A 25,501-nucleotide genomic window follows, 5' to 3' on the forward strand; every position below is an offset into this window, starting at 1 on the left:
TCGAATGAAGTCTCTAGACGGAATTAAATTTGCTGAAATGGTCCAAATGGGTGCACATCACCTATACCAAAATGCAGCATATGTTGATTCACTAAATGTATTCCCTGTGCCGGATGGTGATACAGGGACAAATATGAATTTATCAATGACATCTGGTGCAGATGAAACAGAAGCAAATGTAAGTGCACATATCGGTAAAACTGCACAAGCGCTATCAAAGGGCTTACTTATGGGAGCACGTGGTAACTCAGGTGTAATTTTATCTCAATTATTCCGAGGCTTCGGTAAAGCAATCGAGAAAGATGCTGAAATTGATGCTAAGGGCTTAGCGAATGCATTCCAAGCAGGAGTGGATACTGCCTATAAAGCCGTTATGAAACCAGTGGAAGGTACTATTTTAACGGTAGCACGTGAAGCTGCGGCAAAAGGTGTCGAAGTAGCAGAAACTGAAGATAATATGATTACGGTAATGGAAGCATTTATCGAAGAAGCAAAACAATCATTAAATCGTACACCAGATCTTTTACCAGTATTAAAAGAGGTTGGTGTTGTAGATAGTGGTGGCCAAGGCTTACTATTTGTTTACGAAGGATTCCTTGCTTCAATGAAAGGTGAACCTTTACCAGCGAAAAATGAATCTTCACTAGATGATTTAATCAATGCTGAACACCATCGTGTACAGGATTTCATGGACACATCTGATATTGAATTCGGATATTGTACAGAGATCATGGTGCGATTTGAAGAAGATAAAACGCCATTTGACGAAGAGCAGTTCCGTCAAGAATTAAATCCAATGGGTGATTCATTATTAGTGATTTCAGATGATGAAATTGCGAAAGTACATATTCACTCGGAAACTCCAGGAGCTGTACTTGCAGCTGGTCAAAAATATGGCAGTCTAATTAAAATTAAAGTAGATAATATGCGTGAACAGCATTCTGCTATCGTAAATGATGCACCAAAAGCACCTGCTAAACAGCAAAAAGCAAAAGTTCCATATGCAATTGTAACGATTGCAATGGGAGAAGGTGTTTCAAATTTATTACGTTCAATCGGTGCTTCCTATGTAATTGAAGGTGGTCAAACTATGAACCCTTCTACAGAGGATATCGTAAAAGCAGTACAGGAAATTGGTGCAGAACGTGTATTAATTTTACCGAATAACAAAAACATTATTATGGCAGCAGAACAGGCAGTGGAACTTTTAGAAATTGAAGCTGCTGTTGTGCCAACAAAAACAATACCTCAAGGGATGGCTGCTATTTTAGCATTCAATCCTGCCGAGTCGGTTGAAGACAACAAAAATAATATGACATCAGGCTTTGCACATGTGAAGACAGGTCAAGTAACATTTGCAGTACGCGATACATCGATTGATGGTGTTGAAATCCGCAAAGATGATTACATGGCATTAGCTGAAGGCAAAATTATTTTATCGACTCCTGAATTGATGAATGCAGCGAAAAAAGTGCTTGAAGGATTAATGGATGAAGATTCAGAAATCGTTACAATCATTTTTGGTGAAGATGCTACAGCAGAGCAGGCAGATGAATTACAAAACTTTATTGAAGAAAATTATCCAGATGCAGAAGTGGAAATTGTTGAAGGTAAGCAATCCCTTTACCCATTCATTCTCTCTGTAGAATAAATAGTAAAAGCAGCTGGGATAATCCGAAAAACATCAATTTTTCTCACAGAGAAATAATTGATGTTTTTCTGTTTGCAATAATGTGGGATTTAATTTACGAGGTAACCTATAATAAGTGGAGATATTCCGCTTTTATTATAGATAAAGTACTTATATGGGCTAAAATAATGAAAGATATTCCGCTTATCCACGGAATAGGATTTCTTCGTTTATTTTTCAATCAGGAAGAAATGGCCGTTTATCCTTATAATGGTTATTATTCTGTTTTAACAACAAGAAGTTTGTTAATTGCAGAGAAAATGAGTACACTAGAGGTATATGAAAGTATGAAAGAAAATGGGGGATTATCATTATGAAATTTACATCTGTTTTTGATATTATCGGTCCAGTCATGATTGGACCATCCTCTTCACATACAGCTGGTGCAGCACGCATTGGTCGTGTCGCGCGTGATTTGTTCGGACGTCAACCTAAATGGGTAAAAATATATTTATATGGTTCATTTGCTGAAACTTATCGGGGACATGGCACTGATGTGGCTATTGTCGGAGGATTACTGGACTATGATACAGATGACGAACGTATTAAAACAGCTTTTGCCGAAGCGGAAAAAGCCGGTTTACAATTTGAATTTATTCCAGAAACAGCAAATAAAGAACATCCAAATACAGCACGTCTTTTAATGGGCGATGACGAATCGGAAATGAGTGTTGAGGGTATTTCAATCGGTGGCGGTAAAATTGAAATTAGTGAAGTAAATGGCTTCAAGCTGCGACTTACTGGAGGAATGCCGGCTATTTTAGTCGTACATGATGACCGTGCTGGATGTATCGCAAACGTAGCCAATTGCTTAGCCATGCATGACGTAAATATTGGGCATATGGAAGTATCACGCATCGAACGTGGCTTAACTGCTTTAATGGTTATTGAAGTGGACCAGAATATAGATCACCGTCTATTAGAACAAATTTCTTACATCCCGCATATTACGAAAGTTTCAAAAATTAATAATTAAGGGGTGACAAATATGGATGTATTATTTCGTAGTGTACGAGAATTGGTGGAATTAGCAGAGACAGAAGGAAAGCTTATTTCCGAATTAATGATAGAGCAAGAAATGTTAATTACAGGCCGGTCGCGGGAAGATATTTTTGCACAGATGGATCGTAACTTGACAATCATGGAAGAAGCGGTTGAGCGCGGCTTAAAAGGAGTACAGTCCGTAACAGGTTTAACTGGTGGAGATGCTGTACTCATTCAAAATTATATTAAAAAAGGCAATACATTAGCCGGAGACCTTTTACTTGATGCTGTCAGCAAAGCTGTTGCAACAAATGAAGTGAATGCAGCAATGGGTACAATTTGTGCGACTCCAACTGCAGGTTCAGCGGGAGTAGTTCCGGGCACATTATTTGCTGTGCAAAATAAATTGAACCCAACGCGTGAACAAATGATCCGCTATTTATTCACTTCAGGAGCATTTGGTTTTATCGTGGCAAACAATGCCTCGATTTCAGGAGCAGAAGGTGGCTGTCAGGCAGAAGTGGGAAGTGCATCCGCAATGGCTGCTGCAGCGATTGTCGAAATGGCTGGAGGCACTGCTCAGCAAAGTTCGGAAGCATTCGCAATTACATTAAAAAATATGCTTGGTTTAGTTTGTGATCCGGTTGCCGGCCTTGTAGAAGTACCATGTGTAAAGAGAAATGCAATGGGTGCATCGAATTCACTCGTTGCAGCGGATATGGCGTTGGCAGGTGTGACAAGCCGCATCCCTTGTGATGAAGTTATTGGTGCCATGTATCGTATCGGCCAGGCAATGAGTCCGAACCTAAAAGAAACGGCACGGGGTGGCTTAGCGGCAACACCAACTGGCAAAGCCATTACACATGCGATTTTTGAAGGTGGAGACTTAAAAAGCCTTTTGAAATCACGGGTAAACAGCAATTAATATTTAAGTGGATACCGTCAGAATAACTGTTTGTGCTAAAGATCTTTAAGATTTTTTAGCACAAGCTTTTTTTAGTTTTAAAAGGGAACGTATGCACTTGTTTTATGCTATTCTAAAAGGACAAATATTTCGTAAAGGAAGTGTCGACAATGATCCATGAGCCAGTTTCACAATTAAAAGGTATCGGAAAAGAAACAGCTGAAAATTTAATGAAAATTGGCATACATACCGTTCATGATTTGATTTGGACATTTCCGTATCGCCATGAAGACTTTCGATTGAAAGATTTAACAGAAACACCCCATAATGAGCGTGTCACTATTGAAGCTCGTGTTGAAAGTGAACCAACAGTATTATTTTTAGGAAAAAATAAATCGCGACTTCAATTTACGGCACTCGCAGGAAGACATTTAATAAAAGTAGTATTTTTTAATCAAAATTATTTGCGACAAAAGCTATTAACCGGCAACATTATTACGGTAACAGGAAAATGGGATCGTGGTCGTCAGGTAATTGTTGGTTCCTCAGTAACATTTGGACCGAAAATCGATCAGGTTGATTTCGAGCCGGTATATAGTTTAAAGGGAAATATCCAGCAAAAGCGTTTTCGTAAATATATGCGACAAGCATTAGATACTGTAAAGGAACAATTAACTGACACATTACCGACAGCATTGCGCGAAAGTTATCAATTGGTAAGTATTCAGGATGCGCTTGAAGGTGTACATTTTCCGTTAAATGCTGAACATGCAAAACAGGCGCGCCGTCGTTTTGTTTATGAGGAGCTATTACAATTTCAATTGCGTATTCAAGCCTTAAGAAAAGCAAATAAGGAAAATGAAAAGGGAATTTCAATTCGCTTTGACTTAGAAAAATTAAAGGTCTTTATCGCCACATTACCCTATGAGCTTACGGGTGCTCAAAAGCGAGTAGTCAATGAAATATGTAAAGACTTACTACTCCCGCAACGTATGAACCGCCTTCTCCAAGGGGACGTAGGTTCCGGTAAGACTGTTGTGGCTGCAATCGGTCTTTATGCGGCGGTAACAGCGGGCTATCAAGGGGCTTTAATGGCGCCAACCGAAATTTTAGCAGAGCAGCATGCTGAAAACTTACATACATGGTTTGATGCAATTGGTGTCAAAGTCGCTTTATTATCTGGCTCGACAAAAGCAAAGGCCCGTCGTGAGTTATTGGCACAGCTCGCAACAGGAGAAATTGATATACTGATTGGTACACATGCACTGATTCAGCCGGATGTTCAATTCCATAAATTAGGTTTTGTAATTACAGATGAACAGCATCGTTTTGGAGTGGAGCAACGTCGTGTATTACGTGAAAAGGGAGAAAGTCCAGATGTATTGTTTATGACCGCCACTCCTATTCCCCGTACATTGGCAATTACAGCCTTTGGTGAAATGGATGTTTCTATCATTGATGAATTGCCTGCAGGACGTAAGGAAATCGAAACTCATTGGCTAAAAAAAGAGCAGTTAAATAGTGTATTAATGCGTATGAAACAAGAACTTGCATCAGGTCGCCAAGCTTATGTTATTACGCCATTAATTGAAGAATCCGATAAGCTTGATGTGCAAAATGCAGTCGAGGCTTACGAACAATTGAAAGCATATTTCGGTAATCAATTTGAAATAGGGCTCATGCATGGGCGCTTACATTCAGATGAAAAGGATGCGGTAATGCGCGGTTTTAGTGAAGGTAACATCCATGTTCTTGTTTCAACGACCGTAGTTGAAGTAGGGGTAAATGTTCCAAATGCAACATTTATGACAATTTATGATGCGGAACGATTTGGTTTAGCCCAACTTCACCAGCTGCGTGGACGTGTTGGCCGGGGAGAGCATCAATCGTATTGTGTGCTTATAGCGGATCCAAAAACAAATGAAGGAAAAGAACGCATGATGAGCATGACGGAGACGAATGACGGATTCCGATTAGCTGAAAAAGATTTGGAGCTTCGGGGCTCAGGAGATTTTTTCGGTAAGCGTCAAAGTGGATTGCCGGAATTTAAATTGGCTGATCTTGTCCACGATTACCGTGCTTTGGAAACCGCAAGACAAGATGCTGCTAAAATGCTGTATGAAGAAGCATTTTGGCACGATGATGAATATGAGTACCTTCGTAAAGAGTTAGAGGCTTCCGGTGTTCTGCAAGGTGAACGGATTGATTAGTTATTAGAACAGCTAGAAACATAGGTTTTTTTGGAACGCAGCAAAAATATGTTGCGTTCCTTTTTTTATACCTGTATATTGATATTAGTACCAAGTGCTAATACTAATCTTTTATAAAATTAAAGGTAGGTAACAAATACGTATGAAGCGTTCCAAAAAAGAGCGACAGTCATTATTGACTGAAAAAATCGCCGACAATCCTTTCGTTACTGATGAACAATTAGCAGCTGAATTTAATGTGAGCGTTCAAACGATTCGACTGGATCGGATGGAACTTGCTATCCCGGAATTACGAGAGCGTATTAAAGATGTTGCTGCTAAAAAGTATGATGAAGTAAAATCATTACCACTAGATGAAGTTATCGGTGAAATTATTGACATTGAGTTGGATAATCGGGCTATCTCCATTTTTGATGTTGGAGAAGAGCATGTATTCCAACGCAACGGCATAGCACGTGGGCATCATTTATTTGCACAGGCTAACTCTTTGGCGGTAGCGGTAATTGATGACGAGCTTGCCCTTACAGTAAAATCAAATGTTGCTTTCGTAAAACCTGTTCGTGCGGGTGACCGTGTCGTAACGAAAGCAATTGTAAAGGGGAAAAACCCGGAAAAAAACCGTACATTTGTTGAAGTAATTTCTTCTGTTGATAACGAATTGGTTTTCAAAGGGGAATTTGAAATGTACCGTACGAAAGGTGAATAAATAATATGAAAATAGCAGTAGACGGTATGGGTGGAGACAACGCCCCACAAGCTATCGTAGAAGGTGTGCTACTCGCACTGGAAGACTTTGAGAATATAACAATTGATTTATATGGTGACGAACAAAAAATGGCTCCATATTTAAAAAAACATACCCGTTTAACGATCATACATTGCGGTGAGGTAGTAGAAGCCGAGGATGATCCGGCGCGTGCTGTACGTCGTAAAAAGGACTCTTCAATGGCACGTATGCTGGATGCTGTTGCTGAAGGAAAAGCAGATGCTTGTTTATCAGCGGGAAATACAGGTGCTTTAATGGCGGGTGGTCTATTTAAGGTAGGACGTATAGAAGGCGTATCACGCCCTGCATTAGCAACGACATTACCAACGATGAATGGGGAAGGCTTCTTAATGCTGGATCTAGGTGCCAATGCGGATGCCAAAGCCGAAAATTTACTTCAGTTTGCCATTATGGGTGATATTTATGTAAAGCAAGTACGTGCGCAAAAAGCTCCGCGCATTGGATTACTGAACATCGGTACAGAAGATAAAAAAGGCAATGAGCTGACAAAATCAGCATTTACAATGTTGAAGGAAGCTGACTTTAATTTCAAGGGGAACGTGGAAGCGCGTGAATTATTGAATGGTGTTGCAGACGTTGTCGTAACAGATGGTTTTACTGGGAATATGGTACTCAAAACAATCGAAGGAACTGCGGGTACAATTTTCAAAATGCTGAAAGAAACATTGTTTTCTACAACAAAAACGAAAATCGCAGCTGCTTTAGTAAAAAATGATTTAAAACAATTAAAAGATAAAATGGACTACACAGAATATGGTGGTGCAGCATTATTCGGTTTGAAAGCACCGGTTATTAAAGCTCATGGTTCATCGAATGCACGTGCCATTTATAGTGCTATTCGCCAAGCGACGATTATGGTAGAGCATGAAGTTTGCGAAACGATTGCCAAAACAATCGAGCAAATGCCAAAGCCAGAATAAGAACTTTACAAAGGGGATTATGTAATGACAAAAATTGCTTTTATTTTTCCAGGACAAGGTTCACAATCTGTAGGGATGGGCGCGGAGTTCGTTGGTAATGATGAAAAAAGCAAACAGTTTTATGAGCGAGCAAATGACGTTCTGCAACTTCCGTTGTCGGACTATATGCTGAACGGTCCTCAAGAAACGTTAACGCTAACTTACCATGCTCAGCCTGCCTTGTTAACAACTGGGGTAATGATTGCCAATAAGCTGATGGATGCGGGCGTTACACCGCATTATACGGCGGGACACTCATTAGGAGAGTATAGTGCATTTGTCATTTCGGGAGTTATTGGATTTGAGGATGCAGTAAAAACGGTTCATGAGCGGGGTGTATTTATGGACGAGGCGGTACCTGCAGGTCAGGGAGCGATGGCAGCGATTTTAGCGTTAGATGCTGAAAAACTAGACGCTATATGCCAAAAAGTTTCCGCTGAAGGTGAAGTTGTGCAAGTAGCAAACTTCAATTGCCCGGGTCAAATTGTGATTTCAGGGACGAAACAAGGTGTTGACGAAGCATGCAAAAGAGCAAAGGAAGCAGGAGCTAAACGAGCATTGCCATTAGTCGTAAGTGGTCCATTCCATAGTTCATTAATGCAGAAGGCTGCACATAACTTAAAAAATACGGTAGAAAAATTAATCCTACAAGAACCTAAGATTCCAGTAGTAAGCAATGTTACTTCAGAGCTATTAACATCAGTAGAATCAATTAAACAAGAAATGGTTGCACAAGTAACTAGCTCAGTAAAATGGGAGCAAAACATTGAGAAGCTGATTGCAGAAGGCGTAACAATTTTTATTGAATGTGGACCTGGAAAAGTATTATCAGGTTTAGTGAAAAAAATTGACCGCAATGTACAAACATATTGTGTTTATGATGAGGCGAGTTTAACGCAAGTTATCGAAGCATCAAAGGAGTGGAAACAATGGGTTTAGTTGGTAAGTGTGCAGTCGTAACAGGGGCTTCCCGAGGTATTGGTCGCGCTATAGCGTTACATTTGGCAAGCGAAGGGGCTAAAGTGGTTGTCAATTATAGCGGCAGCGAGCAAAAGGCACTAGAAGTTGTAGAAGAGATTAAAAATAACGGCGGAGAAGCTATTGCCGTACAGGCGAATGTTGCAGAATCCGATTCCGTTCAAAACTTAATGAAAACAGCAATTGATACGTATGGATCGATTGATATTCTAGTAAATAATGCAGGTATTACACGCGATAATTTATTGATGCGTATGAAAGAAAACGAATGGGATGACGTCATCGATACAAATTTAAAAGGCGTTTTCCTATGTACAAAAGCTGTAACACGCCAAATGATGAAGCAACGTTCAGGTCGTATTATTAATATTTCCTCTATAGTAGGTGTAGCAGGAAATGCAGGACAGGCAAATTACGTGGCGGCAAAGGCCGGTGTTATCGGATTAACGAAAACAACTGCCCAGGAACTCGCATCCCGGAATATATTAGTGAATGCTATCGCTCCAGGTTTCATCACAACTGAAATGACGGAAGCATTGCCGGAAGAGATAAAAGAAACAATGTTGAAGCAAATTCCATTAGCGAAACTAGGTCAACCAGAAGATGTTGCGAAAGCGGTTGTATTTTTTGCCTCGGACAGCGCCAACTATATTACAGGACAAACACTGCAAATAGACGGCGGCATGGTGATGGCTTAATATTAAATATATAAGTTTCACCGCCCGTGAAAAGCGAGCTCTAGTTTCGCTTGTTAGTAGTAGAAACCATTATTAGTTATATTATTAATCAGTATTCATTGAGGGGAGGTGACTGATTTGTCTACAGTATTTGAGCGTGTTTCAAAGGTTATCGTTGACCGTTTAGGCGTTGATGAAAGCGAAGTGAAATTAGAAGCATCATTCCGTGAGGATTTAGGTGCAGATTCATTAGATGTTGTTGAGTTAGTAATGGAACTTGAAGATGAGTTCGATATGGAAATTTCTGATGAAGATGCAGAAAAAATTGCTACAGTTGGTAATGCAATTTCATACATCGAAAGCAAAATTAGCTAATTCATAGAATTATTGGGGCTGTATTAAAAGTCGATTTGACTTTTATACAGCCCTTTTATGTATTGGGGGGAGATAAACGGAGGAATTTTGCTAATTTGGATTTAGTCTTTTAGCAAAAATATAAGTTTTCAGCGCCCTCCTAAATAAGGGGAGATTTTACCGTTATTTGAATGATGTAGCTCATTTTTAGGATAAATAAGGGAACGTTTTACCGTTATTTCAAATAAAATCGTGAAATTTCATGTTTTTTTTAGTCAATAACGGAAATTCCTTCCCTTATTTTTACTATTTTTTTATTTATTTTCGAAATAAGGGAAATTTGTTCCGCTATTTATCTCATTATGCAATTCAATTTCTCTAACGTGCTTTCCCCGTAGCGTAGCAGAACGGACTTCATGAGCAAATCTTATTTTTCAATTTTTACTTTCCCCTCAAACCAAAATTCCGGAAGGGGAAATTAACTGACTTTTCAGGTGAATTATCCGAATTTATTGGAGAAACAAAATAAAAAGGTTTTCGGTACTATTTTGGCTGATACCCTTTGCACAATACTATAGAACAAGGTAAACTAAACGTGAGAAACTAATAGGAAGGCAGAAACTCTATGACCCAAAGAAGAAAAGGGAACAACCACAAACCTGGTGTACTCCCTGAAAAAGTAAAATCGCAATTCCAAATTTTCCAAGATGAAATGAATATTCATTTTCAAAATAAAGCTTTATTATATCAAGCTTTTACGCATTCATCCTATGTGAATGAGCATCGCCGCAAACTATTTACGGACAACGAACGATTAGAATTTTTAGGGGACGCTGTACTAGAATTATCTGTATCCAAATATTTATTTGAAAAATTCCCAAATATGAGTGAAGGCGAGCTTACTAAATTACGTGCATCAATTGTATGTGAGCCGTCGCTCGTTGTATTTGCGAATGAACTTGATTTCGGACAATATGTTTTATTAGGTAAAGGGGAAGAACTAACTGGTGGTCGTGAGCGTCCAGCATTGCTTGCTGACGTATTTGAATCATTTATTGGTGCCCTTTATTTAGATCAAGGCTTAGATGTAGTTGTAGCCTTTTTAGAGCGTATCGTATTCCCTAAAGTTGAAGTCGGTGCTTTTTCGCATGTGATGGATTTTAAAAGTCAATTGCAAGAAATTATACAACAAACAAATAACGGTCTTTTATACTACGAAATTGTTGATGAAAAAGGTCCGGCACACAATAGGACATTTGTTTCCCGTGTGCTGCTAAATGATGACGAATTGGGTATTGGCCGTGGAAAATCAAAGAAAGAGGCTGAGCAGCAAGCGGCGCAGAGTGCCATGCTAATGCTTAAGCAGTCAAAGCAAGAGGGGGAATAACATGTTCCTTAAGAGACTCGAAGTAATAGGTTTTAAATCTTTTGCCGAGCGAATCGGAATCGATTTTGTCCCGGGTGTTACAGCAGTTGTAGGACCAAATGGAAGTGGGAAAAGTAATGTAACTGATGCGGTTCGCTGGGTATTGGGTGAACAGTCTGTTAAAAGTTTACGTGGTGCTAAAATGGAAGATGTTATTTTTGCAGGAAGCGAATCACGTAAAGCATTGAATTTTGCAGAAGTAACACTTGTACTGGATAATACAGATCAGCAAGTAGCGATACCATACACTGAAGTAAGTGTAACTAGACGTGTATATCGTTCAGGTGAGAGCGAATATCTACTTAACAATCAGCAATGTCGCCTAAAGGATATAACGGATTTATTTATGGATTCAGGACTTGGAAAAGAAGCATTTTCCATTATTTCGCAAGGACGAGTTGATGAAATTTTAAACAGCCGTCCCGATGATCGCCGCAGTATTTTTGAGGAAGCGGCTGGTGTACTCAAGTACAAGCAACGCAAGAAAAAAGCGGAGCATAAGCTTGTTGAAACGGATGAGAATTTAAATCGTGTTTTAGATATTCTGCATGAAATTGACCAACGTCTTGAACCGTTAAAAATTCAGGCATCAAGTGCAAAAGATTATGTACGTATGACAGAGGAATTAAAAGATTTTGATATTGCATTAATGGTGCATGACATCAGTACATTTGAAAATACATTGCAAAATTATATTAAAGAACAGCAAAAACTAAATACGGCAGAAAAAGAACATGCCATCGAGATATCAAAAGTTGAACAACAATTGCGTAAAATGCGCAATGAGTTAAAAGCAATTGATGACGTATTGGATAGTTCGCAAGAGCAGCTTGTTGAAGCCAGTGCTGAAGTAGAGCGCTGGGAAGGACGGAAAGCGCTATTTAACGAAAAGCGCTCGAATGCCGAAAAGCAAGCGCAACAATTGCATGAAAGCTTAACAGAAGCATCAAACACTGTTATTGAACTGGAAAAAGCAAAGCAGGAAAAACATCAGCAATTCACTGAAAAACAAAAAATAGTTTCACAAATTCGTTCGGCCTTGAAACAAGTTGATCAGGCATTGACGCGTTCAGCTTCTGAAATTGAACAGGAAATTGAAGAAGCAAAAAATACGTATATCAATTTGCTTAATGAAGAGGCAACAGTTAAAAATGAATTAAAACATATTGATCAACAATTAACGCAAGAGCAGGCTTCTGTAGAACGTATGACAGGTCGTTCTTCAGAAGTACAAAAAGATCTGACGGAAGCCCTTTTGGCAAAGGAAATGACAGAGCAGGCCCTTGAGCAGACTGTACAATCCGTTAAAGAACAACTTAGCCAATTTGATGTAATGCAAGTTCAATTAAAAGCTTCTTCATCAGATTTAGATGAGAAGCAGGCGCTATTATATAAGGCATATCAACATCATCAGCAATTAAAGGCACGAAAAGAAACATTGGCGGAATTAGAGGCTGATTTTTCCGGGTTTTTCCATGGTGTTAAGGAAGTGTTATTAGCACGTGATCGTGGGGAGCTGCATGGAATTGAAGGTGCTGTAGCGGAACTGATTCAAGTTGAGGCAAAGTACTCTCAAGCAATTGAAACCGCATTAGGTGCAGCATCTCAGCATATTGTTACAGTAAACGAACAACATGCCCAAAAGGCAATAACTTGGCTGAAGCAAAAGCGTGCAGGACGGGCAACATTTTTACCGAAAACAGTTATGCGTTCTCGAAAAATCCATGCACAGCAACTAAGTGATATTCAATCACACCCAGCATTTATAGCATTAGGATATGAGCTTGTTAGCTATGCACAGGAAAATACGACAATAATTGAAAACCTTTTAGGTAATGTACTTGTAGCCTCTTCGTTAGAGGGTGCGAGTCAAATAGCGCGTTTATGTGGATTTAAATACCGTGTTGTAACTCTTGAAGGAGATATCGTAAATGCAGGTGGTTCATTGACAGGTGGTGCTTTGAAACAACAAAGCTCACTATTTTCAAGGAAAGCCGAGCTCGATAAACTTGTCGCTACATTAGAGGGGATGGAAGCAACAATCCATTCCGCTGAGCAGACAGTAGCGAAGAAAAAAGAACAAATTGCCGAAATGCGTGATGCATTGGAAGAGTTGAAGCTTCAAGGTGAGTCGATGCGAGAGCAAGAACAGATTCATCGGGCAAAGCTTTTAGAGTTGGATATGATTGTGAAAAGTTTGCAGACGACTGCTACGATTACACAATCGGAGCAATCATCCGTTTCTACAAGAAAGCAATCGTTAAGTGTAGAGCAAAAAATTGCCCAAAAAAGATTAGCAGAATTGAGCGAAGAATTGCAGGAAATACAGCAAACGGTTGATGAGCTCACACTCGCTAAAACTCAAAGTGAAACGCAAAAAGATGTATTACGTGAACAGTTGGCAGTCCAACGATCAGAACTTGCAGTTGCACAAGAACAGTTAACGCAAGTACAGGCATCCATTGCAGGAATTGAGCTAAACTTAACGAAAGCACAGAATACGGTCGAAAAAATTTCCCAGGAAATAGAGTGGATCGAATCTGAAGATGGATTAAACGGACCTTCTGCAGATGAGTTGGAACAAACAATCATTCAATGGGTGACAAAAAAGGAAGCATTAACAGAGATTATTCAAAAAAATCGTTCATCTCGTTCAGTTCTACACGAACAAATTACGGAAAATGAAATTCATTTACAGGAAATTCAGCGTGTACATAAAAGTTATGTTGATGCATTGCGAGCTTTAGAATTAAAGCGCAATCGCACTGAATTTGAAATGAATAATTTACAAGAGCAGCTACTCGAACAGTATGAGCTGGATTTCTTATCTGCTCAGGCCGAAGTAATTGATATAGAGAATGAAGAAGATGTGCGCCGTAAAGTAAAGTTATTAAAACAATCCATTGAAGAGCTTGGTCCAGTCAACCTGTCAGCAATCGAAGAGTATGATCGGGTGCAGGAACGTTATACATTTTTAAGTGAACAGAGAGAAGATCTAGTCTCTGCAAAAGATACGCTACACAAAGCGATTGGTGAGATGGATGAAGAAATGACGGAACGATTTAGCGAAACATTTAGGCAAATTCGTCAGCAATTCGTTATTTCATTTAGGGAGCTATTCGGAGGCGGTACAGCAGATCTAGTATTAGTGGATCCTAGTAACATGCTAGAGACAGGCATTGAAATTATTGCCCAACCACCAGGAAAAAAACTGCAAAGCTTAAGTTTGCTCTCTGGTGGTGAACGTGCATTGACAGCCATTGCTCTATTATTTGCTATTTTAAATACACGACCTGTCCCATTCTGTATTTTGGATGAGGTTGAGGCAGCATTGGACGAATCGAATGTAGCACGGTATAGCGATTATTTACGTAAATATAGTGACCATACACAATTTATCGTCATTACTCACCGTAAAGGTACGATGGAAGGTGCGGATGTTCTATATGGAATTACAATGCAGGAATCAGGTGTGTCGAAGCTTGTTTCGGTAAAACTGGAAGAACAAACGGAATTAGTAATGTAAGGGAGTGTCAATAAATGAGCTTTTTTAAACGACTAAAAGAAAAGCTAACTGGCGGTAATGAGGAACTGGAACAAAAAGTTGACCAACCAGAGCTGGATGAACAGCAACTGGCTGATAACCTCCAACCTAAATTGATTGAAGAAACGGCAATTAAAAACTCCGTGGAACAAGAAGCCGTTGAAGTAGATGTTTCACATGTGGAAGAATCAACACCTCAAGAAGAACCGTCACTGAGCGATAGTGATACAGCGTTAGTAGTTGTTGATGAACAGGCAGAAGAACAAATTAAACCTTCTGCGTGGTCCATCACACAAAAATTCAAAGCCGGTTTGGAAAAGACGCGTAATTCATTTACTTCCAAAGTGAATGATTTAGTAGCCCGTTACCGTAAAGTTGACGAAGATTTCTTTGAAGAACTAGAGGAATTACTGCTACAAGCAGACGTAGGATTTGAAACGGTTATGGATTTAATGGATAAATTGCGCTATGAAGTACAGCGTGAAAATATTAAAGATACAAACGGTATTCAATCCATTATCTCTGAAAAATTGGTGGAAATTTATGAATCTGGTGAAGAAAACTTAACTGACTTAAACATTCAGCAAGATGGCGATTTAACAGTTATTTTGTTCGTTGGTGTTAATGGAGTTGGTAAAACAACGACAATTGGTAAATTAGCACATCGTCTGAAATCTGACGGTAAATCAGTTATGCTTGCTGCAGGTGATACATTCCGTGCAGGCGCAATTGATCAGTTACAAGTGTGGGGCGAACGTGTTGGGGTGGAAGTAATTGCGCAATCTGAAGGTTCTGACCCAGCAGCGGTGATGTATGATGCGATTCGTGCAGCGAAAAAACGCGGTGTCGATATTTTAATTTGTGATACAGCAGGTCGTTTGCAAAATAAAGTCAACTTGATGAACGAACTTCAAAAAGTACACCGTGTCATTTCACGTGAAATTCCAAATGCACCACATGAAGTGCTGTTGGCATTGGATGCAACAACAGGTCAAAATGCGCTTGTACAGGCACAAACTTTCAAAGAAGTAACGAATGTTACAGGTATTGTGTTAACAAAGTTGGATGGTACTGCTAAAGGCGGTATTGTATTGGCTATTCGCAACAAATTGCACATTCCAGTAAAATTCGTTGGCCTTGGTGAAAAAATGGATGACTTGCAGCCATTTGATGCAGAACGTTATGTTTATGGTTTATTTGCTGATGGATTGGAAAAGGAATTAGAAAAAATAGAAGATTAAATATGAACGAGCAACTGTGGAAATTTGTTGCTCGTTTTTTCCGTTAACATTTTCCTTGGACAAGGAGATTACCTTGACAGTAACTGCTCACAAGATTATGATAAGATAGACAAATTATGATTGGAGAGATAAAAATGCTACTTGAAAAAACAACACGCATGAACTTTCTCTTCGACTTTTATCAAGCACTATTAACAGACAAACAGCGCAGCTATATGGAACTTTATTACTTGGACGATCACTCGTTAGGAGAGATCGCCGAAAGTTATAACATTTCACGCCAGGCAGTTTATGATAATATTCGCCGTACTGAGGCGATGCTTGAAGAATATGAAGAAAAATTAAATTTATTCGAAAAGTTTCAACAACGTCAACAAGTATTAAAACAATTGACGAATGCGATACAAGATGAAGCTTCTACAGTAGAATTGAAGCTGGCATTGGTTGAACAATTAAAGGAATCGGATTAGGAGGCGAACGAGTTGGCTTTTGAAGGTTTAGCAGAGCGACTCCAAGGTACGATCCAAAAGATTAAAGGTAAAGGGAAAGTTACGGAACAAGACGTTAAAGAAATGATGCGTGAAGTCCGATTTGCCTTAATCGAAGCGGACGTAAACTTAAAAGTAGTAAAAGAATTCGTTAAAAAGGTTAGTGAGCGTGCGGTCGGCGTCGACGTTATGAAGTCATTAACGCCTGGTCAGCAGGTCATTAAAATTGTACAGGATGAATTGAAGAACTTAATGGGTGGAGAACAAAGCCCTATTAAATTCAGCAACCGTCCCCCAACAATCATTATGATGGTAGGGTTACAAGGTGCCGGTAAAACGACGACTACAGGTAAATTGGCAAATGTATTACGTAAAAAATACAATAAAAAACCACTATTGGTTGCAGCGGATGTATATCGTCCAGCCGCTGTTCAGCAATTACAGACAATTGGGAAGCAGCTTTCTTTACCAGTGTTCTCACTTGGTACAGAAGTCTCCCCAGTTGAAATTGCACGTCAAGCGATTGAACATGCAAAAGAAGAGCATCATGATGTTGTATTAATCGATACTGCAGGTCGTCTCCATATTGATGAAGAGCTGATGCAGGAACTGAAAGACATTCGCGGATTAAAAGAGCCGGACGAAGTATTTTTAGTTGTAGATGCGATGACAGGTCAAGATGCGGTAAATGTTGCGCAAAACTTTAATGAAGCAGTCGGCATTACGGGCGTTGTTTTAACAAAATTAGATGGTGATACACGTGGTGGTGCGGCTTTATCAATCCGTGCCGTTACTGAAAAGCCGATCAAATTTGTTGGTATGGGCGAAAAAATGGATGCATTGGAGCCATTCCATCCAGAACGCATGGCATCACGTATTTTAGGAATGGGTGACGTATTATCACTCATTGAAAAAGCTCAGGCGAACGTTGATATGGAAAAAGCGAAAGAACTTGAAGAAAAGTTTATGACGCAATCTTTCACGTTTGATGACTTTATTGAGCAGCTTCAAGCCGTGAAAAAAATGGGACCGCTGGATGAATTACTAAAAATGATTCCAGGTGCAAACAAAATGAAGGGCTTAGATAATGTCAAGGTTGATGAAAAGCAAATGGGGCGCATTGAAGCGATTATTTATTCGATGACACCAAAAGAAAAGACAAACCCTGAAATTATTTCGGCGAGCCGCAAAAAACGTATTGCAACTGGTTCAGGCACGACAATACAAGAAGTAAACCGCTTATTGAAACAGTTTGAAGATATGAAAAAAATGATGAAACAAATGACAGGTATGACGCAGGGTAAAGGTAAGAAAAAGATGAAAATGCCTGGTTTAGATTCGTTATTTAAATAAAAAAATAGGGTGTTAAGAAAAAACACTTTACAAACCACTAAGACATTGATAATATAATATCTTGTGTGAAACTTATTCGGAGGTGCTATATAAAATGGCAGTTAAAATTCGCTTAAAACGTATGGGAGCTAAAAAATCTCCTTTCTATCGTATCGTAGTTGCAGACGCTCGTTCACCACGTGACGGCCGTCAAATCGAAACAGTAGGTACTTACAACCCACTTACAGTTCCAGCTACAGTACAAATCGATGAAGAGAAAGCTCTTAAATGGTTAGCTGATGGTGCAAAACCATCTGATACTGTACGTAACCTGTTCTCAGAACAAGGTATCATGGAGAAATTCCATAACGCTAAATACAGCAAATAATTCAATGATTAATTCGGAGGTGGCATTATGCAGCAGCTGATTGAAGCAATTGTTAAACCATTGGTCGATTATCCTGAAGACGTTCGTATTGAGACGGACGAAACTTCAAATCGAGTTGTTTATAAGCTTTTTGTTCATCCAGAGGATCGAGGGAAAGTGATAGGCAAGCAAGGACGTGTTGCGAAGGCAATTCGTACGATTGTGTACTCAGCAGCGGGCGGCCACCAGAAGAAAAAGACATATGTCGATATATTGGATTAATAAAAGAAGGGTGGCATTTTGCTGGCCCTTCTTTTTTTTGTTATGATAATTCAATCAGCGATATTTTATTGAATGATTACAACTAGTTGATTGGAATGGAGGTGGCGACTCCAGCGGGAAGAGCGAAATTTATTTTGCGACGAAAGCATAGCGTCAGGAGCACCGTCGCCTGAGATACAGGCTCAGGCCGTGCCCGCGGAAAGCGTCCACCGAAATGGAAATCAACGGGATATTAGAGGTGGAATATACATGGAATGGTTTAATGTAGGACGTATTGTAAATACACATGGAGTTCGTGGAGAACTTCGGATTTTATCGACAACAGATTTTGAAGAAGAGCGTTTTGCTGTAGGTTCTAAATTAGCGGCATTTAAAAAGGATGATAAAAAGCCGACTTGGGTAACAATCGCTTCATCCCGTCGCCATAAAAACTTTATTTTAGTAACATTTGAAGGAATGGAAAACATTAACCTAGTGGAGCCTTTTAAGGAAGGTCTACTGAAAATAACGATGGATCAGCTGGAAGAAGACGAGCTGGATGAAAACGAATACTATCACTTTGAAATTAAAGATTGTGAAGTGTTTTCAGAAGAAGGCGAATTAATTGGAGTTGTAACCGACATTCTGGAAACCGGCGCCAATGATGTATGGGAAGTTAAAGCATCAGGCGGTAAAAAGCATTACATTCCTTATATTGAGGATATCGTAAAAGAAATCGATGTCGAAGAGAAGAAAATTATTATTCATGTAATGGAAGGTCTATTAGAATGAAGATTCATGTATTGAGTTTATTTCCTGACATGTTTTCAGGTGTCTTTGGTGCATCGATATTAAAAAAGGCTCAGGAAAAAGGTGCGGTGGAGTTAGCAGTAACAGATATTCGGGACTATAGTGAAAATAAGCATAAGCAGGTTGATGACTACCCGTATGGTGGTGGTGCAGGAATGGTATTAAAGCCAGAGCCAATGTTTAATGCTGTTGAGGCTATTACGGAAGGTCGCAAGCCACGCGTTATTTTAATGTGCCCACAAGGTGAGCGCTTCACCCAGAAAAAGGCAGAGGAATTAGCGAAGGAAGAAGATTTAGTATTCTTATGTGGTCATTATGAAGGATATGATGAGCGTATTCGTCAATATCTTGTAACTGATGAAATTTCCATTGGTGACTTTGTGTTAACAGGAGGAGAGCTTCCAGCCATGACGGTAATCGACGCGGTTGTCCGCTTATTGCCGGGGGTACTTGGGCAGGAAGATTCGCATATCCAAGATTCATTTTCCACAGGGCTACTAGAGCATCCACATTATACACGACCGGCTGATTTTAGAGGCATGAAGGTACCGAATATACTGTTGTCAGGTAATCACGCGAAAATCGACGCCTGGCGTGAGGAGCAATCATTTGTCCGTACATTGGAACGCAGACCCGATTTATTCGATGCATTAGAATTGACGGATAAACAATTGAAATTGCTTGAAAAGATTAAGAGTGAAATGTAAAGCAAAACTACTTGCAAGCTTGTAAATTTTATGATAAGATTCATTTTGTGCTTCTATGTAGGCACTGAATTACGGTGTTCCGCTGTGGCTGAGATTAGCGTGCAAGAGCATCTGTCCAAGGAGAGAAAACAATGTCAAACATTATTACAGAGATCACTAAAGATCAATTACGTTCAGACTTACCGTCATTCAAACCAGGTGACACAGTTAAGGTACACGTTAAAATCGTTGAGGGTACTCGTGAGCGTATCCAATTATTCGAAGGTGTAGTTATTAAACGTCGTGGTGGCGGAATTAGCGAAACTTTCACAGTACGTAAAATTTCTTACGGCGTTGGTGTAGAGCGTACTTTCCCAGTACACACTCCAAAAATCGCTAATTTAGAAGTAGTTCGTAAAGGTAAAGTACGTCGTGCTAAACTTTACTACCTACGTAACCTACGTGGTAAAGCTGCTCGTATTAAAGAAATTCGATAAGAACTATTTAGAAGGGGCTTGTATCTACAAGTCCCTTTCTTTCTTTCTTTCTTTCTTTCTTTCTTTCTTTCTTTCTCAAATAAATTGTATTAAATATACGTTTATATACATAAAGCTTATTAGTTGGATAAATAAATACAGGTTAGATTTTTGCTTGAAATACATATTTCGTATACAATAAATGTGATGAGCAAGGGGGATAGCTACGTGGAAAAAACTGAAAAAGAAAAAAATGAGCTGTGGGAATGGACGAAAGCTCTACTTATTGCGTTTGCAATTGCCGCATTTATTCGCTACTTTTTATTTACACCGATTGTAGTAGATGGGGACTCAATGATGCCAACCCTTGAGAATGGTGATCGGATGATTGTTAACAAATTTAGCTATAAAATCGGCGAGCCTAGTCGCTTTGACATCGTCGTATTCCACGCACCTGAACAAAAAGATTATATAAAACGCGTCATTGGCGTTCCAGGAGACTTTGTGGAATATAAAGATGACCAACTATACATTAATGGTGAAGCGATTGATGAACCATATTTAGATGCATATAAAGCACAAATTAGCGAAGGCAACTTAACAGGTGACTTCTCCCTAAAAGATATTGATCCATCATTAGATGTAATTCCAGAAGGTTATGTATTCGTAATGGGCGATAATCGCCGCTTCAGTAAAGATAGTCGTCATATCGGTATTGTCGAGCAAAAGGAAATTATCGGTAATACGAGTATTATTTTCTGGCCATTAAGCGAAATTGAAATCGTAAAATAATATTTATCGTTCTAAATTATAAATATTGTCTAAAATGAGGGGGATAGTCTAAACTCCTCATTTTTTTGTTTAAGAAATTATCATTATCACAAATGTGAATAACTAAGCAATGGGTTTCTAAGTTTTAAAAAAAAGCAGGAAGTCTGGGCTGAACGAGTAACACAATTGTAAATGAATAGAGATATGAACTATTTTCAGGAGGTATTAATATGACAATTCAATGGTTTCCCGGACATATGGCAAAGGCGCGTCGTCAAGTATCGGAAAGTTTAAAGCTAGTAGATATCATTTTTGAACTGGTGGATGCACGTTTGCCTTTATCATCACGTAATCCAATGATTGATGAGGTAATCCATCAAAAACCACGTCTACTTGTTTTAAATAAACAAGATATGGCAGATGAGCATGAAACACGTCGCTGGATTCAATATTTCGCTGACAGAGGATTTAAGGCAGTGGCAATCAACTCATTGGAAGGTAAAGGCTTACAGGCAGTCACAAAAGCTGCACAGGAGATCCTAGCTGACAAATGGGACCGTATGAGATCAAAAGGTATGAAGCCTCGTGCAATTCGGGCAATGATTGTAGGGATTCCGAATGTAGGGAAATCAACATTGATTAACCGTTTGGCAAAGAAAAACTTAGCGAAGACGGGAAATACACCAGGGATCACGAAAGCACAGCAATGGATTAAAGTCGGTAAAGAGATCGAACTTCTGGATACACCAGGTATTTTATGGCCGAAGTTTGAGGATCAGGAAGTCGGCTACAAGCTTGCTCTGACAGGTGCCATTAAAGATACAATTACTAATATGGAAGACTTGGCTGTATACGGCTTAAACTTTTTAGCATTACATTACCCAAATCGAATGGAAGAACGTTATAAAATTTCCTCTGTGTCTGAAGAATTAGTTGAAACATTTGATGCCATTGGAAAATTACGTCGTGTATTTGGACAAGGTGGGGAAATTGATTACGATCAAGTAGCAGTATTGATTGTACGTGATATTCGTGATCAGCATCTTGGAAAGCTCACATTCGACTTTGTGTCTGAGCAAGTTGAAAAAGAGCAATTAGCGGAAGCGATTGAAATAGAAAATGAAGAACGTCGACAAAAAACAGCAGCACTTCGTCGCCAACAAAAACAAGAAACTGAGCAATAAAATTAGGAGCAAAGCCTTTTTCATTATTTGAAAAAGGTTTTTTCTTTTATAATAAAAAAGAATAGACGATATAACAGTTAGATCCAAAGTTAAGTTGATTGGAATTAAGGGTAGGATCAAAAGTTATACCCGTAATAGAAATCAACTCTATATAATTAGTTACTATGAACATAAAAGATTAGAGGAATATAAATGAAAACAATCAAAGAGATAACAGAAGCATTAAAGGCATCTACACAAATTGAGCCGTGGATGGATCAGATTGCACAAGATGAACGTGCAGGTGTAATGAAAGTATGGACGCAATTTCAAAAACGTTTAGAAAAAGTAGAGGTACTGCAAAAAGCGCATGACGAGAAACTACAATTTGATGCAGGGTATCTGCCATATGAAGACGCTTATATAGCAGGTACTGATGAAGCGGGACGAGGTCCATTAGCGGGACCTGTAGTAACAGCGGCAGTTATTTTACCAAATTACTGTCAGGAATTGTTAGGTGTAAATGATTCAAAGTTATTGTCTAAGGAGAAGCGCAAAGAGTATGCGGAGCGAATAAAAAAACATGCACTTTACTATGCCGTTCATTTTCAAAGTGTAGAAGAAATTGACCGCTTGAATATTTATGAGGCGACACGGCAATCGATGTTAAAAAGTATAGAAGCACTTGAGGCAACGCCACATTTTATTTTAGCGGATGCAATGACGTTATCGGTAACGATTCCCCAAGCGTCAATAATAAAAGGTGATGCACGTAGTTTAGCGATTGCAGCAGCGTCCATTTTAGCTAAGACAGCACGTGATGAGTATATGGAAAACTTGGATTTACAACACCCACAATACGGATTTGCACAACATGCCGGCTATGGTACAAAGCAGCATTTAGAAGCACTCCAGCAGCATGGACCAACAGCTCATCACCGAAAAACATTTGAACCGATAAAATCGATGCTTCAAAGAAGGGAGTAATGGCATGAACTTCGCATCTTCAAATTCCATCCAAACAAATATGACACAACAAACGACAGCAAATCAGCCATTATCATTGAAACAAGACCAAATATTTCACGGGACAATTAAGCAGCTATATCCAAATCAAATGGCGGAAGTTCAAGTAGGAAATCAAAAGCTTATGGCTAAGCTTGAAGTGCCTTTAAAGTTAGGGGACGCACATTTCTTTCAAGTAACCGCAACGAATCCACAAACAGAGCTGAAAGTTGTAACAGGTCCCATGTCCCAATCTATGACAGCGGGACAGCAGTTGTCCCAATTATTAGAAACGATGAATTTACCCAAATCGAATGAAATGCAACAAGTACTCTCACATTTTATGAAGAATCAGATCCCACTTGCAAAAGAACAGTTGCTAGCTGCAGAAAGTTGGATGAAAGCCTTGCCTCCCGGAGTAGATAAAAATAATGCTCTACAAGCATTGCAGCGAATGGTTGAGTTAAAGATGCCATTTACGAATACAGTGTTCCAAGCGTTAACACAAGGAATAAAAACTGATGGATTATCTACCAATTTGGCAAATTTGGCTCAACTGTTGGCAAATCAACCAGGCGGAAATGAAACGATTAAATTAAATTTACGCCAACAAATCGAGCTGCTGGCAAAGCCGTTGAACAATGAAACAGGTGGCATACTACTTGCACGGGCAACACAAACACTAGTGGATAATGGTGCGCCCATTGCTTCCAAGCTTCAAGCACTGACAATCTTAAAGGAAGCGGGAATTTTACCGCAAAATGCAACTATACACAATTGGCAAAATATTAATCAACAGGCAAACCAACAAGCCATTAATCAATCTCCTGCATCACCGTTACTAAAGGAAGCAGGGCAAATGCTGCGACAGTTGACGCAAACTGCCCCCGAGCATATAAAGCCGATGATGGATCAAGTAAAGGCTTGGATTAATAACGAAAATCTGTTGTCCCAAACACAAAAGCAGCAATTACAGCAGTTATTGACACGTTTTGAACAGATACCTGCGTCAAAACAGGGAATAGAAGCATTGACAAACCAAATACAGCAACACTTGACAAGTGGATACAGTGAAAGTATAACGTCAAAGTTATTTATACAAAATGACCAAGGAATTTCCGCAAAGGACCAGCTTCTTTCATTGATTAAGCCGGATTCTAATCTCCCGCTCGCTGATCAGCTTTTGCGAAATTTAGTGAAAGTTACGGCTGATAGTCCACAGCCAGTCATGCAAAGCACTCTTACTCAAGCTGAGGCACAAGTACAATCAGCTGTAGACAGCCGTGCAATGGAACAAGCAATAAAAACAGTTTTAAAAGGGCTGGGAGTTAGCTATGAGGCAACGCTTGCAAACAAGGCTGGTGATATACAAGTGATTGCACAGCAGCTTAAGCCGCAGCTATTAGCACTTCTTCAAGATGTTCAGACCCCCACTGTCTTAAAGGACACGGCTGAGATGGTAATGGCCAGACTGAATGGCATGCAGCTGTCTTCAGGAGAAAACGGGCATCAGCATCAGCTTGTAATGCAACTGCCATTGGACTTTTTCGGAAAGAAAATGGATGCAACACTTCAATGGAATGGCCGTATGAAGGAAGATGGTAAAATTGATGCCAATTTTGCGCGGATTATGTTTTATTTAAATATGGAATCGTTGCAACAAACCGTCATTGACATGCAAGTACAAAATCGGGTAGTAACGATTAATGTATATAATGATATTCCAAATCTGAATTCATTAGCTGAATCATTAAAAGCTACACTAAAGACGGGTTTACTTGACAAGGAATATACATTATCCGGTTTATTCATCAAACCTTTTGGAAATCAGGAAATAAAAACAACTGGCTCAAAGCTTTCAAAACAATCGGAAGAACAACAACAAGGTGGTGTGGATATTCGGGTATGAACGAAAAAAAATATGTGCGAAAAGAAGCAATTGCTCTATCATATGACTCTCAGAAAAGTAGTGGACCTACAGTTATCGCAAAAGGGAAAGGTAAAATTGCAGACAACATACTAGAGCAAGCCACCATGCATGATGTACCTATATATGAAGATCCAAACTTAGTAGAACTGCTCGGCCAATTGGATTTAAATACGTCCATACCAGAGGAACTGTACCAGGCTGTTGCTGAAGTATTTGCCTTTATTTATCACTTAGATGACAAGCACAAGCTAACCTTAAACAGCAAGAGAATAACGTGAAGTTTATCTTTTTAGGAGGATATATCTTTCGGGAAATCAGAAAATATATTTAGAGAGAATTTTTTGACATAAAATAAAGTAAAAATTGCTTGTGTGACAAATATAGACATTGTCTGAATTATTGTATAAAATAGATTATGTTAGTAGAATAATTTCCAAATGTCCGATGGGAGGATGTAT

General features: G+C 39.2%; 25 protein-coding genes. All 25 read left to right on the forward strand.

What is annotated here, in order from left to right:
* The first annotated feature begins 4 nt into the window (after positions 1-4).
* The gene (locus tag H9632_RS01440) at positions 5-1,651 is read left to right on the forward strand and encodes a DAK2 domain-containing protein (RefSeq protein WP_191702629.1); all 1,647 of its coding nucleotides are present in this window, start codon (positions 5-7) and stop codon (positions 1,649-1,651) included.
* Between the two features lie 167 nt (positions 1,652-1,818).
* Positions 1,819-2,007, forward strand: a complete 189-nt coding sequence (locus H9632_RS01445; protein WP_191702348.1) for a hypothetical protein — start codon at positions 1,819-1,821, stop codon at positions 2,005-2,007.
* Entirely contained in the window at positions 2,004-2,666 is a 663-nt protein-coding gene (sdaAB, locus tag H9632_RS01450; RefSeq protein ID WP_191702349.1) for an L-serine ammonia-lyase, iron-sulfur-dependent subunit beta, read from the forward strand. Before H9632_RS01445 ends, sdaAB begins: the two co-directional genes overlap by 4 nt.
* Before the next feature lie 12 nt (positions 2,667-2,678).
* Positions 2,679-3,599, forward strand: a complete 921-nt coding sequence (gene sdaAA, locus H9632_RS01455) for an L-serine ammonia-lyase, iron-sulfur-dependent, subunit alpha (protein WP_191702350.1) — start codon at positions 2,679-2,681, stop codon at positions 3,597-3,599.
* Between the two features lie 149 nt (positions 3,600-3,748).
* Complete coding sequence (gene recG, locus H9632_RS01460) at positions 3,749-5,788, forward strand: ATP-dependent DNA helicase RecG (protein WP_191702351.1); 2,040 nt, start codon at positions 3,749-3,751, stop codon at positions 5,786-5,788.
* A 142-nt stretch (positions 5,789-5,930) separates the two neighbouring features.
* Positions 5,931-6,494: a transcription factor FapR gene (gene fapR, locus H9632_RS01465; protein ID WP_191702352.1), complete on the forward strand. Its 564-nt coding sequence runs from the start codon at positions 5,931-5,933 to the stop codon at positions 6,492-6,494.
* Positions 6,495-6,499: 5 nt separating this feature from the next.
* Positions 6,500-7,495: a phosphate acyltransferase PlsX gene (gene plsX, locus H9632_RS01470; RefSeq protein WP_191702353.1), complete on the forward strand. Its 996-nt coding sequence runs from the start codon at positions 6,500-6,502 to the stop codon at positions 7,493-7,495.
* Between the two features lie 24 nt (positions 7,496-7,519).
* Positions 7,520-8,473: an ACP S-malonyltransferase gene (gene fabD / locus H9632_RS01475; RefSeq protein ID WP_191702354.1), complete on the forward strand. Its 954-nt coding sequence runs from the start codon at positions 7,520-7,522 to the stop codon at positions 8,471-8,473.
* Positions 8,464-9,210 carry a 3-oxoacyl-[acyl-carrier-protein] reductase gene (fabG, locus tag H9632_RS01480; RefSeq protein WP_191702355.1) on the forward strand — a complete coding sequence of 249 codons (747 nt, stop codon included), beginning with the start codon at positions 8,464-8,466 and terminating at the stop codon, positions 9,208-9,210. Before fabD ends, fabG begins: the two co-directional genes overlap by 10 nt.
* A gap of 117 nt (positions 9,211-9,327) precedes the next feature.
* A complete protein-coding gene (gene acpP / locus H9632_RS01485) occupies positions 9,328-9,564 on the forward strand; it encodes an acyl carrier protein (RefSeq protein ID WP_191698438.1) in 237 nt (78 codons plus the stop codon).
* Positions 9,565-10,168: 604 nt separating this feature from the next.
* The gene (gene rnc, locus H9632_RS01490; protein ID WP_191702356.1) at positions 10,169-10,930 is read left to right on the forward strand and encodes a ribonuclease III; all 762 of its coding nucleotides are present in this window, start codon (positions 10,169-10,171) and stop codon (positions 10,928-10,930) included.
* Between the two features lies 1 nt (position 10,931).
* Positions 10,932-14,495 (forward strand): chromosome segregation protein SMC, encoded by a 3,564-nt coding sequence (smc, locus tag H9632_RS01495; RefSeq protein WP_191702357.1) that lies wholly within the window; start codon positions 10,932-10,934, stop codon positions 14,493-14,495.
* 14 nt (positions 14,496-14,509) lie between these two features.
* Entirely contained in the window at positions 14,510-15,754 is a 1,245-nt protein-coding gene (ftsY, locus tag H9632_RS01500; RefSeq protein ID WP_191702358.1) for a signal recognition particle-docking protein FtsY, read from the forward strand.
* A 134-nt stretch (positions 15,755-15,888) separates the two neighbouring features.
* Positions 15,889-16,224, forward strand: a complete 336-nt coding sequence (locus H9632_RS01505; RefSeq protein WP_191702359.1) for a putative DNA-binding protein — start codon at positions 15,889-15,891, stop codon at positions 16,222-16,224.
* Positions 16,225-16,236: 12 nt separating this feature from the next.
* On the forward strand, positions 16,237-17,595 hold the full coding sequence (ffh, locus tag H9632_RS01510; RefSeq protein WP_191702360.1) for a signal recognition particle protein: 1,359 nt from the start codon (positions 16,237-16,239) through the stop codon (positions 17,593-17,595).
* A gap of 94 nt (positions 17,596-17,689) precedes the next feature.
* Positions 17,690-17,962: a 30S ribosomal protein S16 gene (gene rpsP / locus H9632_RS01515; RefSeq protein WP_191698432.1), complete on the forward strand. Its 273-nt coding sequence runs from the start codon at positions 17,690-17,692 to the stop codon at positions 17,960-17,962.
* 27 nt (positions 17,963-17,989) lie between these two features.
* Positions 17,990-18,223 (forward strand): KH domain-containing protein, encoded by a 234-nt coding sequence (locus H9632_RS01520; RefSeq protein ID WP_008403311.1) that lies wholly within the window; start codon positions 17,990-17,992, stop codon positions 18,221-18,223.
* A 249-nt stretch (positions 18,224-18,472) separates the two neighbouring features.
* The gene (gene rimM / locus H9632_RS01525) at positions 18,473-18,994 is read left to right on the forward strand and encodes a ribosome maturation factor RimM (RefSeq protein ID WP_191698431.1); all 522 of its coding nucleotides are present in this window, start codon (positions 18,473-18,475) and stop codon (positions 18,992-18,994) included.
* On the forward strand, positions 18,991-19,719 hold the full coding sequence (gene trmD, locus H9632_RS01530; RefSeq protein ID WP_191702361.1) for a tRNA (guanosine(37)-N1)-methyltransferase TrmD: 729 nt from the start codon (positions 18,991-18,993) through the stop codon (positions 19,717-19,719). The genes rimM and trmD overlap by 4 nt, the downstream gene beginning before the upstream one ends.
* A 131-nt stretch (positions 19,720-19,850) precedes the next feature.
* Positions 19,851-20,195 (forward strand): 50S ribosomal protein L19, encoded by a 345-nt coding sequence (gene rplS, locus H9632_RS01535; RefSeq protein ID WP_191698429.1) that lies wholly within the window; start codon positions 19,851-19,853, stop codon positions 20,193-20,195.
* Between the two features lie 207 nt (positions 20,196-20,402).
* A complete protein-coding gene (gene lepB / locus H9632_RS01540) occupies positions 20,403-20,966 on the forward strand; it encodes a signal peptidase I (RefSeq protein WP_318245167.1) in 564 nt (187 codons plus the stop codon).
* 209 nt (positions 20,967-21,175) lie between these two features.
* Entirely contained in the window at positions 21,176-22,129 is a 954-nt protein-coding gene (gene ylqF, locus H9632_RS01545; protein ID WP_191702362.1) for a ribosome biogenesis GTPase YlqF, read from the forward strand.
* 192 nt (positions 22,130-22,321) lie between these two features.
* A complete protein-coding gene (locus H9632_RS01550; RefSeq protein WP_191702363.1) occupies positions 22,322-23,095 on the forward strand; it encodes a ribonuclease HII in 774 nt (257 codons plus the stop codon).
* A 4-nt stretch (positions 23,096-23,099) separates the two neighbouring features.
* Positions 23,100-25,022, forward strand: a complete 1,923-nt coding sequence (locus H9632_RS01555; protein ID WP_191702364.1) for a hypothetical protein — start codon at positions 23,100-23,102, stop codon at positions 25,020-25,022.
* A complete protein-coding gene (locus tag H9632_RS01560; protein ID WP_191702365.1) occupies positions 25,019-25,321 on the forward strand; it encodes an EscU/YscU/HrcU family type III secretion system export apparatus switch protein in 303 nt (100 codons plus the stop codon). Before H9632_RS01555 ends, H9632_RS01560 begins: the two co-directional genes overlap by 4 nt.
* Positions 25,322-25,501: the final 180 nt, after the last annotated feature.

Source organism: Solibacillus merdavium, from assembly GCF_014836935.1.
Lineage (GTDB): Bacteria > Bacillota > Bacilli > Bacillales_A > Planococcaceae > Solibacillus > Solibacillus ferritrahens.

What these genes read in the sequence shown, in the direction of transcription:
- plsX (WP_191702353.1), top strand. Translation starts at nt 6,500, where the DNA reads ATGAAAATAGCAGTAGACGGTATGGGTGGAGACAACGCCCCACAAGCT.
- H9632_RS01445 (WP_191702348.1), top strand. Translation starts at nt 1,819, where the DNA reads ATGAAAGATATTCCGCTTATCCACGGAATAGGATTTCTTCGTTTATTT.
- trmD (WP_191702361.1), top strand. Translation starts at nt 18,991, where the DNA reads ATGAAGATTCATGTATTGAGTTTATTTCCTGACATGTTTTCAGGTGTC.
- rpsP (WP_191698432.1), top strand. Translation starts at nt 17,690, where the DNA reads ATGGCAGTTAAAATTCGCTTAAAACGTATGGGAGCTAAAAAATCTCCT.
- sdaAB (WP_191702349.1), top strand. Translation starts at nt 2,004, where the DNA reads ATGAAATTTACATCTGTTTTTGATATTATCGGTCCAGTCATGATTGGA.
- H9632_RS01505 (WP_191702359.1), top strand. Translation starts at nt 15,889, where the DNA reads ATGCTACTTGAAAAAACAACACGCATGAACTTTCTCTTCGACTTTTAT.
- rplS (WP_191698429.1), top strand. Translation starts at nt 19,851, where the DNA reads ATGTCAAACATTATTACAGAGATCACTAAAGATCAATTACGTTCAGAC.
- H9632_RS01560 (WP_191702365.1), top strand. Translation starts at nt 25,019, where the DNA reads ATGAACGAAAAAAAATATGTGCGAAAAGAAGCAATTGCTCTATCATAT.
- sdaAA (WP_191702350.1), top strand. Translation starts at nt 2,679, where the DNA reads ATGGATGTATTATTTCGTAGTGTACGAGAATTGGTGGAATTAGCAGAG.
- fabD (WP_191702354.1), top strand. Translation starts at nt 7,520, where the DNA reads ATGACAAAAATTGCTTTTATTTTTCCAGGACAAGGTTCACAATCTGTA.
- fapR (WP_191702352.1), top strand. Translation starts at nt 5,931, where the DNA reads ATGAAGCGTTCCAAAAAAGAGCGACAGTCATTATTGACTGAAAAAATC.
- H9632_RS01555 (WP_191702364.1), top strand. Translation starts at nt 23,100, where the DNA reads ATGAACTTCGCATCTTCAAATTCCATCCAAACAAATATGACACAACAA.
- rimM (WP_191698431.1), top strand. Translation starts at nt 18,473, where the DNA reads ATGGAATGGTTTAATGTAGGACGTATTGTAAATACACATGGAGTTCGT.
- recG (WP_191702351.1), top strand. Translation starts at nt 3,749, where the DNA reads ATGATCCATGAGCCAGTTTCACAATTAAAAGGTATCGGAAAAGAAACA.
- fabG (WP_191702355.1), top strand. Translation starts at nt 8,464, where the DNA reads ATGGGTTTAGTTGGTAAGTGTGCAGTCGTAACAGGGGCTTCCCGAGGT.
- H9632_RS01550 (WP_191702363.1), top strand. Translation starts at nt 22,322, where the DNA reads ATGAAAACAATCAAAGAGATAACAGAAGCATTAAAGGCATCTACACAA.
- H9632_RS01440 (WP_191702629.1), top strand. Translation starts at nt 5, where the DNA reads ATGAAGTCTCTAGACGGAATTAAATTTGCTGAAATGGTCCAAATGGGT.
- H9632_RS01520 (WP_008403311.1), top strand. Translation starts at nt 17,990, where the DNA reads ATGCAGCAGCTGATTGAAGCAATTGTTAAACCATTGGTCGATTATCCT.
- rnc (WP_191702356.1), top strand. Translation starts at nt 10,169, where the DNA reads ATGACCCAAAGAAGAAAAGGGAACAACCACAAACCTGGTGTACTCCCT.
- ftsY (WP_191702358.1), top strand. Translation starts at nt 14,510, where the DNA reads ATGAGCTTTTTTAAACGACTAAAAGAAAAGCTAACTGGCGGTAATGAG.
- ylqF (WP_191702362.1), top strand. Translation starts at nt 21,176, where the DNA reads ATGACAATTCAATGGTTTCCCGGACATATGGCAAAGGCGCGTCGTCAA.
- smc (WP_191702357.1), top strand. Translation starts at nt 10,932, where the DNA reads ATGTTCCTTAAGAGACTCGAAGTAATAGGTTTTAAATCTTTTGCCGAG.